12 protein-coding genes are annotated in these 13,983 nt (G+C 71.1%); 3 read left to right on the top strand and 9 right to left on the bottom strand.

Annotated elements, in window-relative coordinates; translation table 11 throughout:
• Together FHX53_RS00155 and FHX53_RS00150 are read right to left on the bottom strand one after the other, a co-directional pair.
• Entirely contained in the window at positions 1-1,650 is a 1,650-nt protein-coding gene (locus FHX53_RS00155) for a CpaE/TadZ family protein (protein ID WP_182489072.1), read from the bottom strand.
• Positions 1,589-2,227, bottom strand: a complete 639-nt coding sequence (locus tag FHX53_RS00150) for a CpaB family protein (RefSeq protein ID WP_182489070.1) — start codon at positions 2,225-2,227, stop codon at positions 1,589-1,591. The genes FHX53_RS00155 and FHX53_RS00150 overlap by 62 nt, the downstream gene beginning before the upstream one ends.
• A 141-nt stretch (positions 2,228-2,368) precedes the next feature.
• Between FHX53_RS00150 and FHX53_RS00145 the strand changes: the two genes are divergently transcribed.
• Positions 2,369-2,653: a helix-turn-helix domain-containing protein gene (locus tag FHX53_RS00145; protein ID WP_343050703.1), complete on the top strand. Its 285-nt coding sequence runs from the start codon at positions 2,369-2,371 to the stop codon at positions 2,651-2,653.
• Here FHX53_RS00145 and FHX53_RS00140 read toward each other — a convergent pair.
• Positions 2,629-3,213 (bottom strand): hypothetical protein, encoded by a 585-nt coding sequence (locus tag FHX53_RS00140; protein ID WP_182489068.1) that lies wholly within the window; start codon positions 3,211-3,213, stop codon positions 2,629-2,631. The genes FHX53_RS00145 and FHX53_RS00140 overlap by 25 nt on opposite strands.
• Before the next feature lie 185 nt (positions 3,214-3,398).
• Here FHX53_RS00140 and FHX53_RS00135 point away from each other — a divergent pair, with 185 nt between their 5' ends.
• Both FHX53_RS00135 and FHX53_RS00130 read left to right on the top strand, forming a co-directional pair.
• Positions 3,399-3,893, top strand: a complete 495-nt coding sequence (locus tag FHX53_RS00135; RefSeq protein WP_220476060.1) for an Rv3235 family protein — start codon at positions 3,399-3,401, stop codon at positions 3,891-3,893.
• Between the two features lie 138 nt (positions 3,894-4,031).
• Positions 4,032-5,231 (top strand): MFS transporter, encoded by a 1,200-nt coding sequence (locus FHX53_RS00130; protein ID WP_182489066.1) that lies wholly within the window; start codon positions 4,032-4,034, stop codon positions 5,229-5,231.
• A 30-nt stretch (positions 5,232-5,261) separates the two neighbouring features.
• On the opposite strand, the gene secA is transcribed toward FHX53_RS00130, so the two are convergent.
• The 6 genes from secA to mtrA form a co-directional block, all read right to left on the bottom strand.
• Positions 5,262-8,072 carry a preprotein translocase subunit SecA gene (gene secA / locus FHX53_RS00125; protein WP_182489064.1) on the bottom strand — a complete coding sequence of 937 codons (2,811 nt, stop codon included), beginning with the start codon at positions 8,070-8,072 and terminating at the stop codon, positions 5,262-5,264.
• A 225-nt stretch (positions 8,073-8,297) separates the two neighbouring features.
• Positions 8,298-8,978, bottom strand: coding sequence for a ribosome hibernation-promoting factor, HPF/YfiA family (gene hpf, locus FHX53_RS00120; protein WP_182489062.1), 681 nt, complete (start codon positions 8,976-8,978; stop codon positions 8,298-8,300).
• 47 nt (positions 8,979-9,025) lie between these two features.
• Positions 9,026-9,862 carry a ComF family protein gene (locus FHX53_RS00115; protein ID WP_182489059.1) on the bottom strand — a complete coding sequence of 279 codons (837 nt, stop codon included), beginning with the start codon at positions 9,860-9,862 and terminating at the stop codon, positions 9,026-9,028.
• Between the two features lie 93 nt (positions 9,863-9,955).
• Positions 9,956-11,653, bottom strand: coding sequence for an LpqB family beta-propeller domain-containing protein (locus FHX53_RS00110; RefSeq protein WP_182489057.1), 1,698 nt, complete (start codon positions 11,651-11,653; stop codon positions 9,956-9,958).
• Positions 11,646-13,265 (bottom strand): MtrAB system histidine kinase MtrB, encoded by a 1,620-nt coding sequence (gene mtrB / locus FHX53_RS00105; RefSeq protein WP_182489056.1) that lies wholly within the window; start codon positions 13,263-13,265, stop codon positions 11,646-11,648. The genes FHX53_RS00110 and mtrB overlap by 8 nt, the downstream gene beginning before the upstream one ends.
• Before the next feature lie 4 nt (positions 13,266-13,269).
• Positions 13,270-13,950, bottom strand: coding sequence for an MtrAB system response regulator MtrA (mtrA, locus tag FHX53_RS00100; RefSeq protein ID WP_182489054.1), 681 nt, complete (start codon positions 13,948-13,950; stop codon positions 13,270-13,272).
• Positions 13,951-13,983: the final 33 nt, after the last annotated feature.

Raw genomic sequence — 13,983 nt, 5'->3', positions numbered from 1 at the left:
CTACCCCGTTCGCCGGAGCATCCCCCGCCCGCGGGTCGCCGCCCCTGAGCGGCTCCGGGCGGTGGCTGCGCCGAAGCCGAGCCGATCGGTGAGAGCGGCTGCGCCCTGACGCAGAGCCGAGCGCGGGGCGACATCGAGCACCGTGCGGGCGCTCAGCAGCGCTGCGTCCGCCGCGCTCGGGTCATCGGCGACGAGGATCGGATCGACGATGCCGCCGAAGCGGTCGAGCGTCTGCCGCACCTGACCGGCCGGGTCGATGCCGAGCACGCTCCCTCGCACCCGGTTCGCGACGACGTGCACGCGATCGGTCGTCACCGTCTCGAGCAGATCCGCGTGGGTTCGCAGCAGGCGCGCGAGCCCCACCGGGTCAGCGGCGCCGACGGCGACGACCTCGTCGGCGGCGCGGAGCGCCGCGATCGTGGCGGCGTTCCGGCGCGGGGCGAGCATGTCGCTCGAGACCTCCTCGTCGGTCTCGAGGTTGAAGCCGGTGTCGACGACGACGACGTCGTTCCACCGACGCGCGGCTTCGAGAGCGCGAGCGACGCGGTCGCGCGACAGCTCCGGCCAACGATGCGGTCGACCGATGCCGGTGAGAACGCGGAAAGGCGCAGCAGTGCCCCCGTAGGTCAGGGCGATGCGATCGAGCTCGGCCTCGGTGAGCGAATCCGAACCGGCGAGCCGGCATGCGGCTGCGAAGCCCGGCGCCTCATCGAGCAGGCCGAGCGCAGGAGCGACTGTGCCTCCATAGGTGTCGGCATCCACGAGGCAGACCCGATGTCCTCGGGCCGCGAGCTCCGCGGCCAGGGAGATCGCGAGCGTCGTGCGACCCGGGGCGCCGGCGGGGCCCCAGATCGCGACGACGCGCTGCGGCGGCGCGGCGGCGACACCCGTCGTGCGGTCCGGCCGCTCGATGTCCTGCCTTCCGTCGAGCACGCCATCATGGCGCGCAACGACGCGCTCCACGGGCGCGGGCTCCGATCGAGGCGGGCGGACCCACGGCCAGCGACGGCTCGCTCCCGGCTCGCGCGGGGTCCGTCGGCGGCCGACGTCAGCATCGATCGGCGAAGCCGCGGGGTCGATGCGGTGGGGAGGCAGAGCCCCACCACCCGGATCAGACGGCGTCTCGGGAGCGGGTGCCCGACCCGGTGCCGTCGCCGAATGCGGATCCGGGCCGACCGGCGGCGAGGAGGAGGGTGCCGCCGCGAGCCCCGGGGGGACGCCTGCGGCATCGGCGATGCCCCCATCGAGGGCGTCGAAGGGCGGCGCGAGCACTCTCAGGTCGATGGGCGCCTCGGGCAGGACCCGGAGGATGTCGTGCACTCCGAGCAGTCGGGCGGTCGCCGAGACGGCCTCGTCCGCCCGCACCAGACAGGTGCGGACGCCGAGGAGATCGCACGCTCCCACGACCTCCGTGGTCGCGACCGCAGGGTCGTCGGCGACGAGGACGACGTCAGGGACGCACTCCGCGAGCTGCGTGAGGAGCGATTCTCGATCCTCCGCCCTCCAGGCGATGCGGTGACCGGCCCGCAGCAGCTCGAGCTCGACCACATCCGAGATCGGGCCGGGGAGGGCGAGGGCGACTCGCACGTCAGCGGCCGACCGCGAGCGAGACGGGAACAGCGGCGAGGGCGTCGCCGTTCGCAAGAGCATGCAGGATCCGTGCGACGTCCCGTCGGGGGACGAGCAGCTCCACGCGCGCCGCCTGCGCTCCCGCCACGAGCCCCTCCTCGGCGACCTCCCGCACGAGCTGCGCGGCGGAGCTGATCACGACGGGGGCTCCGAACCGCCCGGCCTCCTCCAGAGGCGATCCCCACAGATCGAGCTGATCCCCGGGGCGCACCGTCGCACCCAGAGGAGTCGTGAGCGCGACGACGATCGTCGTAGTCGACGGACCTCGCTCATCCCCGACCGCTCCGAGCGGGACGAGCTCGCCCTCGCCGATCGTGCGCGCGACCACCACGCCCGCCTCGGGGAGCGTGCCGATCGCGATGTACGTCGACACATCCGCGCCCAACGACACTCGACGCACCTCGAGATCGTCGGAGGTGATGAGCTCGCCCGCGGTGAGCAGACGAGGGGCGACGTAGACCTCGCTCCCGTCATCGTTCGCGGCGACGATGCCCACCACTCCCGCGATCGAGGCCACCACGAGCGCGAGACCGATGAGGAGCCGCGGGTCGGGCGCGCGGCGTCGGGCGGGGCGGTCGTCGCGATCGCGCTGGCTCATGGGGCTCCTCGTGAAGGGGCGGCGGGCTCGGACTGCGCGCCGCCCGGGTAGACGCGAACGATGATGAGCAATGCCCGCGGCTGGCGAGCGCAGTTATCCACACTTCGGCGCGCACTCGGACGGTGATGCGAAGATCGGTGCATGCCTGACCCGACCGGAGACTCGATGGGGCGTTTCCTGACCCTCACCGATGTCGCGGAGGTGCTCAGCCTCACGGCGGCCGAAGTGCTCGCCCTCGTTCGCTCGGGTGAGCTGCCGGCGATCCGGCTCGGGTCGATCGGTCAGTGGCGGGTCGAGCATGCCGTTCTGGAGTCATTCATTTCGGACAAGTACGACGAGAGCCGTCGCCTCGCCCTTTGGCACGAAGCGGAGTACGCCGACGTCGCCGAGATCTTCCCCGATCAGAGACGCAGCACGAGCACCTGATCGAGCGCGATCACGCGGACGTGATCGACGTCCCGCTCGCGTCGGGGCGTGTCGAGCTCGTGCACGGCGACGTCGAAGTGGTCGCGCCCGACGCGATCGATCGTGCCGGTGACGCTCGTGGTGGTCGTCTCGACCGTCAGGGGGGTCCGGCGCCGGCAGAGATCGCGCAGCAGGAAGGCGATGCCGAGCCGCGCTGCGAGGATGGGTGCCTCCGGGCTCGCGGCGAGGGACTCGGCGACATGCGCGCGGTCGATCAGAAGCGCCTCGATAGCCGAGAACGGCACCACACCCTGCGTTCCCGACCGGTCGTCGAGGTCGCCAGCCATCCAGTCACGTCCGACCGTCAGAGGACGCAGGGAGTGCACCTCACCGGATCGTGACCGGTAGCGGACGCGCCGCGCCCCGGGATCGGCCGCGCGCTGCAGCGCCGCGATGCGGTCGCGGATCGCGAGACGCCCGAGGCGCAGACGCTCCTCCTCATGCTCCAGGTCGGCCTCCTCCGCGCGCAGCTCGTGCTCGAGCTGCGCGGCGAGGTCGTCGAAAAGATGGTCCCAGCGCATGCGGCGACGCTAGCCACGCCCTCCGACGATCACGACACGGTTCTCCACAGTTCGCGCCACCCCCTGGACACTGAGAAATCATTCTGCTTGAGTGATCCAGCCCCCCGAACGGGGGGTGAACGCAACGGTCTGCCACCCGCGCTGCGAGCGGCACCCCTGGATCCCTCGGAGAATGAGGAGTCGGAATGAGCTCTGCCGCCGCACCTGCGGAGTCCCCCGCCATCGACGCAGACCGCGACGAATCCGTCGCGCCCCGCGCTCGCTCCCGATCCGGTCGCACCGTCCACGCCCGCATCGCGCACGAGGAGTTCTTCGACTACCAGCCGACCTCCACCGCCGATCTGCCCGACCCGCGGCCCCTCGTCGAGAACCTCACGCGGTGCGTCATCGAGATCCTCGCCGGAGCGCGAGAACTAGAGCAGATCGCCCGCTGGGTCACTGATGACGTGTACTCCACCCTGCTGAAGCGCCAGGTCATCTCCGCACGCGCCCGGGCCGCGCGCGGCCGCCCGGCGGTGCGGCCGGCGTTCGCCCTCGGCTCCACGATCATCTGCGAGCCCCGCGACGGCATCATCGAGGCCGTCGTCGTGGTCAACTCCCGCGCGCGGTCGCGCGCCGTCGCCGTTCGACTGGAAGGGCTCGACCGCCGCTGGCGGGCGAGCGCCATCCACGTGCTCTGAGAACCGCACGGTCGGGCACCGCCGCGCCACCTCGATTGACCCGACGTCCTCCAACGGCCCAGCGTCTGAGCAAGACGACGTCTCGCTCAGCTTCGGTCGCGCACGGCGCCGATCACGACCGATGGACGGCAGGCTTCGATGGCGGCGCGCCCCACGGTCGTCCTCGCGCTCGCCGTCGCCCTGCTCGTCCAGTTCGCTCAGCACGCGTCGCGCCCCATGGCCTCCTATCGCGCGCTCGGCCCCGATGCCTCGGTCGAGCAGCTCGGACTCGTCGCCTTCGCCTTCGGAGCCCTCTCGATCCTCATCGCCATCCCCGTGGGCCGGCGTGTCGACCGTCGCGGCGCGCGCGGGACGACCATCGGCGGCATCGCCCTCATGGCGGGAGCCGCGGCCGCGCACGCGATCGCCGCCTCGATCCCCCAGCTCGTCGCCGCCCATGCGCTGCTCGGTCTCGGCCTGATCTTCGCCGTCGTCACACTGCAGGCCATCGTCGCGCATGCGGGCCCCTCCGAGGCGGCGGATGCTCGGTTCGGCCCCTTCGGAGCGACCATCTCGCTCGGACAGATGCTCGGACCGTTCGTCGCCGGGGGGGGGCTCGCCGAGCTCGTCATCGCGCTCGACCTCGCGGCGCCGGACGACCGGTTCGGCACCACCCCGACCTTCCTACTCGCCGGCGGCCTGTGCGCAGCGGCGGCCATCGCCGCGACCCGCCTTCCCCATCATCCCGGTGGCGCGGGTGCGGCGAGAGCGGCCGAACCCGCGCCCGACGGTCCGGAGTGGATCCTCATGGTGCTGCGAGCACCGCACATGGGAAAGGCGCTCTGGGCCAGCGCCATCGTGCTCACCGCGACCGATGTGCTCACGGTCCACCTTCCGGCCATCGGCGCCGACCGCGGGTGGTCGGTCGCGTTCGTGAGCATCCTGCTCGCGATCCGGGCGGGGCTCTCGTTCGCGGTGCGCGTCGGCATCGGTCCGCTCGTTCGGCGTCTCGGGCGTCGGCCGCTGCTCGTGGGCGCGTGCGGGATCGGCGCGTCGGCGCTCGTCCTCATGGCTCCGACGTGGTCGGCGTGGACGGCGATCGTGCTCATGGCCGTCATCGGAGTCGTTCTCGGGATCGGCCAGCCCGTGACGAAGGCGTGGGTCTCACGATCCGCTCCGGACCGGCTGCGCGCCACGGCGCTCGCCGCCCGGCTGACAGGCAACCGGCTCGGCCAGTCGATCATCCCCGTCGCCATCGGTGCCGCGACCGTGGTCGCCGGATCCGGCGCGGTCTTCGCGGTGCTCGCCGTCCTTTTCGGCAGCACCTCGGTCGCGGTCGCGCGCTCCGACCTCCGCTGATCAGCGGCGCGGGGCGCGCGACCTGCGCGACTACTTGCCCTTGCCCTGCGACCGACGCTGGGCGCGGTTCGCCGGAGCGGCGGCATCGCCGTCCGTCCGCTGACCGAACGCGCCGACGCCGCCGGCCGCCGGGCGAGCAGGAGCAGCGCCCCGCGCGGCCGCGGGCGCGGTGGTCGTGCCAGCGGGAGCGGATTCGCGCGCCTTCGTCGTCTCCGCCTGCTGGAGCTGACCGCGCTGGTTGCGCACCTCCACCTCGCCGTCGGCGCTCGGGGCCGTGTAGCTGAGGTTCTGCGGGGTCTGCGGGGCGTTGAGGCCCTTCGCCGTGACCTGCGCGGTGCCCTTCCCTCCCGTGACCTCGACCTCGAGGTTGAACAGGAACCCGACGGCGTCCTCGCGGATCTGTCCCATCATCGACTGGAAGAGAGCGAAGCCCTCGCGCTGGTACTCGACGAGCGGGTCGCGCTGCGCCATGGCGCGCAGGCCGATGCCGTCCTTGAGATAGTCCATCTCGTAGAGGTGGTCGCGCCAGCGGCGGTCGATGACGCTCAGCAGGACGCGGCGCTCGAGCTCGCGCGTCGCCGTGCGACCGAGGCTCTCCTCGCGCTTGGCGTAGGCGAGCTTGGCATCCGAGACGAGTTCCCGAACGAGGAAGGCGCTCGTGAGCTTCGTCCCGGCCTCGCTGATGACCTCATCGATCGTGAGCGAGACGGGGTAGAGCGTCTTCAGCTCGGTCCAGAGCTGGTCGAGATCCCACTCGTCGGAGTGGCCGGAGGCGGTGTGCGAGTCGACGACCTCGGTGATGACCGACTCGATGAACGTCTGCACGCGGTCCTGCAGATCGTCGCCCTCGAGGATGTGGCGACGGTCGTTGTAGATCGCCTCGCGCTGGCGGTTGAGGACATCGTCGTACTTAAGCACGTTCTTGCGAATCTCGGCGTTGCGCGACTCGACCTGCGACTGCGCCGACCGGATGGCGCGGCTCACGACCTTCGACTCGATCGCGAGGTCGTCCGGCACGTTCGAGCGGCCCATGAGGGCCTCCGCGGCACCGGCGTTGAATAGGCGCATGAGGTCGTCCTGCAACGAGAGGTAGAAGCGGCTCTCGCCGGGGTCGCCCTGACGGCCGGAGCGGCCGCGGAGCTGATTGTCGATGCGGCGCGACTCGTGGCGCTCGGTGCCGAGGACGTAGAGACCGCCGGCGGCGACCACCTTCTCCGCCTCGACGGCGACCTGCTCCTTGACGCGGTCGAACACCGCATCCCACTCCGCCTCGTACTCGTCGGGAGTGTCGACGGGGCTGAGGCCGCGGCCGTTCATCTCGGAGACGGCGAGGAACTCGGCGTTGCCGCCGAGCATGATGTCCGTGCCGCGGCCCGCCATGTTCGTCGCCACGGTGACGGCGCCGACGCGGCCCGCCTGCGCGATGATCGCGGCCTCGCGCGCGTGGTTCTTGGCGTTGAGGACCTCGTGGCGCACGCCGCGCTTGGCCAGCATCCGAGAGAGCAGCTCGCTCTTCTCGACGCTCGTCGTGCCGACGAGGACGGGCTGGCCCTTCTCGTGGCGACGCACGATGTCCTCGACCACCTGCTCGAACTTCGCCTGCTCGTTCTTGTACACGAGGTCGGGCTGGTCGATGCGCTGCATGGGCCGGTTCGTCGGGATGGGGACCACGCCGAGCTTGTAGGTGCTCATGAACTCCGCGGCCTCGGTCTCCGCGGTTCCCGTCATGCCGGAGAGCTTCGAGTACAGGCGGAAGTAGTTCTGCAGCGTCACGGTCGCGAGCGTCTGGTTCTCTGCCTTGACCGTGACGCCCTCCTTGGCCTCGATGGCCTGGTGGATTCCCTCGTTGTAGCGGCGCCCGACGAGGATGCGACCGGTGTGCTCGTCGACGATGAGCACCTCGCCATTCATGACGACGTAGTCCTTGTCGCGCTTGAAGAGCGCCGCCGCCTTGATCGCGTTGTTGAGGAAGGAGATCAGCGGGGTGTTCGCCGACTCGTAGAGGTTGTCGATGCCGAGGTAGTCCTCGACCTTCTCGATCCCGGGCTCGAGCACGCCGACCGTGCGCTTCTTCTCATCGACCTCGAAGTCCTCGCCCGGGACGAGTCGCGTCGCGATGCGCGCGAACTCCTGGAACCAGCGGTTCGCCTCGCCCGAGGAGGGGCCGGAGATGATGAGCGGCGTACGGGCCTCATCGATCAGGATCGAGTCGACCTCGTCGACGACCGCGAAGAAGTGGCCGCGCTGCACCATGTCGCTCGACTGCCACGCCATGTTGTCGCGCAGGTAGTCGAAGCCGAACTCGTTGTTCGTGCCGTAGGTGATGTCGCACGAGTACTGCTGCCGACGAACCTCCGGCGTCTGGCCGGAGAGGATGCAACCTGTGGTCATGCCGAGCGCGCGGAAGATGCGCCCCATGAGCTCGGACTGGTAGCTCGCCAGGTAGTCGTTGACCGTGATGACGTGAACGCCGCGCGCGGGGATGGCGTTGAGATACGCGGCGAGCGTCGCGACGAGGGTCTTGCCCTCACCGGTCTTCATCTCGGCGATGTTCCCGAGGTGCAGGGCCGCGCCGCCCATGAGCTGCACATCGAAGTGCCGCATCCCGAGCGTGCGCTTGGCCGCCTCGCGCACCGCGGCGAAGGCCTCGGGCAGGAGGTCGTCGAGCGACTCGCCGTTGCCGTAGCGCTCGCGCAGCTCGGCCGTCTCGTTCTTGAGCTCGTCGTCCGTGAGGTCGGTGAAGTCGTCCTCGAGCTGGTTGATCGCATCGGCGTACGACTTCAGTCGACGGAGGATGCGGCCTTCGCCGACCCGGAGGACTCGCTCGAGAACATTCGCCACTTCGGTAACTCCACTCATCGAGCCCGCGCAGTCGGGGCCCTCAGGTCTCGGGGTCGCCGCGACGGATCATTCCCGGACATGCGGCGGCCCACCGCGAGGTGCGGCGGGCCCATGCTAGCAAGGTGCGCTCGGCGGAGGCCCGGTGACGGACGCGGGAGCGCCGGGTGCGCGAGCTACGCACCCGGCGCTCCGGGCATCCTGCGACGCGGCGGCCGCGACGGCGGCTCAGCCGCGGCGGCGGCTCTTCGCCGGGGCCTCCTGCTCGATCTCGAGACCGATGACTCCGTAGTTCCAGCCGGTGCGGCGGTAGACGACGCTCGGGCGGTCGGACGCGGCGTCGATGAACAGGAAGAAGTCGTGGCCCACGAGCTCGAGCTGATCGACCGCCTCGTCGACCGTCATCGACACCGCAGGGAAGACCTTCTGCCGGACCACGACGGGCGAGTACGACGCCTCGCCCTCGACCGCCGGCTCCTCGACGATCGGATGCTGGCCGGTCGCGACCTTCTCGATCGTCTCGACGTCGGCGGGGGTGATGTCGACGACCCGGAACCCATCAGCGGACGCCTCGCGCAGAGACACGGGCCGATGCTGGCCGCGATGCACCTTCTTCTTGTCCTTGGCTCGTCTCAGCCGTTCCAGGAGCTTGTCGATCGCCAGATCGAAGGCCACGTACTTGTCGCTGCCCGCCGATTCGGCCCGCACCACCGGCCCGGGCCCGACGAGGGTCATCTCCACACGGTCGTCTCCCACATGCCCGCCGGCCTTCTCGTGGTGGCGCGAGACCTTGATCTCGAGCGCGAGCGCACGATCGGCGAGGTGGGAGACCTTCTCCGCCTTCTCGGTGGCGTAGTCCCGGAACCTGTCGGTGATCCCGATGTTCCGACCCGTGATGCTGATGTCCACGTCGACCTCCTTGACCGTTGAGCGTGCCGCCTGCGGTCAGGCGGTGATCACGCCTTCCATGACGACACGCTAGTCCTCCCCGCGCGCAATGTCACCGCCGCGCCGGTGGCGGTCGCCTCCGCATCGCCTATGGAGGTGCTGACCGTGCGCGCCGGACCCGGTGCGAGCGTCCAGGGGATGGCCGACTCCCCCGCCCGGCGATCCGTCGCGGCGATCGCGGCGCAGCCCACGACCGCGGCGCCCGCTCGCGCGAGCGCGCGCGCCGCGGCGCGCAGGGTCGCCCCGCTCGTCACGACGTCGTCGAGCAGCACGACGGAGCACCCGCGCAGACCCCGCACGACCACCGGCTCCGCGCTCTCTCGCGTGCGCTCGGCGAGCGACCTGTGCTTCTGCGCGCGCGTGCCGGACTCACCGCGGATGTCGAGCGCCCGCGTCGTAGCGAGCCCGGCTCGGCGCGCGATGAGATCGACCGGGTGGAATCCGCGGCGGCCGAGCGCGCCGCGCGATCCGGGGACGGGAACGAGGAGGGCACCCCGGGCCTCCGGCCGCGCGTAGGCGAGGTCGAGCGCAGCGAGCAGCGGCACTCGCAGCGAACGAGCGAGCTCGGTTCGGCCGTCCTCCTTCAGCGCGAGCACGACGGCGCGAGCGGTTCCCTCGTAGGCGAGGCCGGCGACGAGCGGGAGCGACCATCCCGGTGCGACTGCGAGGGGCGCTGTTCGGATATCGGGGGCCAGCGCCGCCTCGCAGGCTGGGCACAGAGCGCGGTCGGGCGAGCCGCATCCCGCGCAGTCGATCGGCGCGATGAGCGCCGCCGCATCGAGGAGCGCGGAGCGCAGAGGGCTCGGAAGCGACGCGCGTCGAACGGGATGAGGCGGTTCGATCATCCGGCGAGTGTGCCGCGCAGCGTGGCGAGCGCGCCGCCGAGGAGCAGGCGGTCGGGGATTCGACGCCGTGGACCCCAGCGGGGAGGAGCGGCGCTACTGCTGGATGCCGAGGAACACGGCGCGCGCGCCCGTGCTCTGCCAGCCCGACCCGCGGGGCTCGAGCACCACTCCATCGACCGTGAGGGCTCGCAGACCCTCCGCCCCGCCATTGCCTCCGACGAGCTGAACGGCGTCGGCCGGACGTCCGAGCGAGCGCGATCGTCCGCCGATCTCGAGCAGCTGCGCGAGCGCACCGTCCACATCGGAGACGAGCGCGGCGACCCTCACCTCGTCGACCCAGGCGGCGTCGATGGGGGTGCCTCCGACGATCGGGAGCTCCTCGAACCGGCCCAGCCGGACGGGCACGTTCGACTGCACGTCGCGGATGATCGCCGCGACGACGAGCCGCGGCCCGCTGCCGCCGTCGAGAAGCAGGAGCATGCGCGCGTCATCGCGCGACACGTCGATCGAGACGACGCGATCCCCCTCCGCGATCGGCGCTTCGACGGCGTGGATCGTGCCGTTGAGCTCAGTCGCCCGGATGCCGCCCGCCCCGCTCGCGGTCGTGGTCCAGAGGAAGCTGTAGCCGTCGACGCTCGGGGCGATGAGTCCGGCGCGCGCGTCGAGCAGCGCAGCGGGGGCCTCCCCCGTGCGCACCGACCAGACGCCGGCGTCGGTGAGCGCCGCCGCGAGGGTCCCGCTCGGCCCGAGCGTCACGGCCGTCGCCTGAAGATCGAGCACGCGCTCGCTCAGGAGGCCGAGGGGCTCGACGCCGGACGCCCCGACGAATCCGAAGCTCTCCTCGGTGCGGACCAGCAGGCGCGCGTCGACCTGGGGAGGCACGTCGAGCCCGAGAGGGCCGTCCGTCACCTGGACGGGGTTCTGATCGACCGTGAGCTGCACGCTCGCGACGTTGGAGACATTGCGCAGGCTCGCCTCGAGCTGACGCTTGAGCGCCCGGCGCTGCGCATCATCGATGAGCAGAACTTCGTCGGTCAGGTCGACCTGAGCCACGCCGCCCGTGACCGTGACGGGGGCGGCGAGCGCAGCGCCCTCGGGCACCGCGGAGACGACCGCCCCTTCCAGCCAGCTCGTCGGCGCCTCGAGCACGGCCCGCACGATGCGCGAGGCGACCTCAGCGCGGGTCGGGAACCAGCGCAGGTCGGGGACGAGGTTCTGGAACGCCGGGTCGTAGTAGTAGGCGGAGTGCTGGCTGAAGGCGGAGGGGAAGGCCTGCTGCGAGATCAGGATGCCGTCCTGCAGCTCGGCGATGCGCCACTCGCCCTCCTCCTCCACGAAGCGGAACGGCGCGAGCTCCTGAGGGCTCTCGCCTGCCGAGCTGTAGCGCCCCAGCCCGTCGACCTCGGCGCTCACCGCGGCCGTGTACGACAGCGTGCTGTCGTCGACGCGGGCGACGATGCCCTCGCGGCTGCGGACGAGCGTTCCGGCGTACGGGTTCCACACCTGCTGCGCGTCCTCCGCGAGGTACTGCCTGGCGATGCGGTAGTTGTTCTGCGACGCGGTCGTTGCGGCGAGGAAGCCGGCGAGGATCTCCTCCTGGCTCGCTCCTTCAGCGGGACCCGATGGCAGGAAGTCGAACTCGGCGTCGATGTTCCCCTCCACCTCGCCGCCGGGCTGGACGGGGCCGCTGAACGGCACCTGCACGCAGGCCGCGAGCAGCAGCGCAGGCACGACCGCGGCGAGCGCGACCCAGCGGCGGCGCAGCCGAACGCGCACTCGGCGCTCAGTCATCGGGGCCTCCCCCGATCTCGGCGAGCGCCGCGTCGAGCGGATCGACCGGCGGCAGATCGATGGGCGAGCCGGTGAGCGGCCGGCCCGGTCGGCGGGGCAGCGTGAGCCGGAAGCACGACCCCTCTCCCTCAATCGACCACACGTCGAGCGCGCCGCCGTGCAGGTGCGCGTCCTCGGTCGCGATCGCGAGCCCGAGCCCCGTCCCGCCCGTCGATCGCTGACGGGAGGGGTCGGCGCGCCAGAAGCGGTCGAAGACCCGCTCGAGCTCCTCGGCGCTCATGCCGACGCCGTAGTCCCGCACGGCGATCGCGACGGCGTCCGCGTCGGAGTCGACGTAGACGACCACCGGACGGCCCTCGCCGTGGTCGACGGCGTTGCCGAGCAGATTCTGCAGGATGCGGCGCAGGCGGCGCGCATCGGCATCCGCCTCGAAGTAGCCGCCCGGCGCCACGAGCCGTAGCTCGCTGCCCTTCTCCTCGGCGAGGGGCCGGATGCCCTCTAGCGAGTCCTCCACGAGGCGCACGAGGTTCGTCGGCTCGATATCGAGCTGGGCGGCACCGGCGTCGAATCGGCTCATCTCGAGCAGGTCGCCGAGCATCGACTCGAAGCGCTCGACCTGCGTGTGCAGCAGTTCGGCGGTGCGCGCGGTCGCCGGGGCGAACTGGTCGCGCTGGTCGTAGAGGACATCGCCCGCGAGGCGGATCGTCGTGAGCGGGGTGCGCAGTTCGTGCGAGACGTCGGAGACGAAGCGCTGCTGCACGCGCGACAGGTCGGCGAGCTGCGTGATCTGCCGCTGCAGGCTGTCGGCCATGCGGTTGAACGAGCGCGCGAGGGTCGCGATCACGTCCTCGCCCTTCTCGGGGATGCGCTCCTCCAGCTGGCCCGCGGCGAGCTTCTCGGCGGTGTCGGCGGCGACGCGCACCGGGGCGATCGCGAGCCGGACGACGAAGAACGTCACGAGGCCGATCGTGAGGACGAGCAGGAGCGAGCCGATGACGAGCGTCTGCTGCACGAAGTCGAGGGTCTGCTGCACGTCGCGCACGTTGTAGACGAGGTAGAGCTCGTACTGCCCCGCCGTCGGCACCTCGATCGCGCCGCCCACGACGATACCGGGGTCGACGCCCGCGGCGGTCGAGAGCGAGACGGCCTGCGCGTACACCGAGCCGTCCCCCCGCGTAACCTGCGACTCGAGCTCGGACGAGATCACCGAGATGTCGAGCTCACGGCTCGTCACCGACTGCATGATCTGGGCGCTGGACTGCCCCTCGCTGCGGAGGATCGCGTACTGCGTGCCTCCGGGGTTAGAGGTCGCGGCGCGGATCGTCGTCTGAGCGGTCGAGTTCGCCGTCTCGAGGTCGATCGTGCCCGTCTGGGTCACCGATGAGTCGAACAGCTGCTGCGCGCTCGCCGTCGCCTGGCGCGCCTCGGCGAGCACCTGCTGCTTGCGTGCCTCGTACAGATTCGTGGCGATGCTCAGCGACATGTAGCCAGAGATGATCGTGACCGCGACCGTCGACAGCGCGACCGTGATCGCGACCGTGCGCAGCTGCAAGGAGGTGCGCCACAGCCTCCTGGCCCGGGCGAGCCAGTCGCGCCAGTCGAAGGGCGGCATCGGATCAGAGCGTGGCGCCGGCCCGGTAGCCCACGCCGCGCACGGTCATGACGATGCGGGGCTCATCGGGGTCGAGCTCGACCTTCGCGCGCAGTCGCTGCACGTGGACGTTGACCAGGCGCGTGTCGGCCTTGTACTGGTAGCCCCAGACCTGCTCGAGCAGCATCTCGCGCGTGAACACCTGGTTCGGCTTCATCGCGAGCGCGAGCAGCAGGTCGAATTCGAGCGGCGTGAGCGAGATCGACTGGTCGCCGCGCTTGACCTCGTGGGCGGTGACGTCGATGACGAGGTCACCGATCGGCAGAGTCGAGACGGCGGCCTCGGGAGAGGGGCGCAGGCGCGTCTTGATGCGCGCCACGAGCTCCTTGGGGTTGAAGGGCTTGACGACGTAGTCGTCGGCTCCGCTCTCCAGGCCCTGCACGACATCCGCTGTGTCGGACTTCGCGGTGAGCATGATGATGGGCGTTCCGCTCGTCTCGCGGATCGCGCGACACACCTGGATGCCGTCCATGCCCGGCAGCATGAGGTCGAGGAGGACGAGGTCGGGCTTGGATTCCTCGAACGCGCCGACCGCCTCCGCCCCATCGTGCGAGAAGACGGTCTCGTAGCCCTCGCCGCGGAGCACGATGCCGATCATCTCGGCGAGCGCCGTGTCGTCATCGACGACGAGGATGCGCGGGGTCATGGTGCTCTGAGGCCCTCCTTGGCCGATCCTGGG

The sequence above is a fragment of the Microcella alkalica genome (assembly GCF_014137945.1).
Classification (GTDB): domain Bacteria; phylum Actinomycetota; class Actinomycetes; order Actinomycetales; family Microbacteriaceae; genus Microcella; species Microcella alkalica.
The sequence above is the reverse complement of the archived record's forward strand: the minus strand, read 5'-3'. Positions and strand labels throughout refer to the sequence as shown.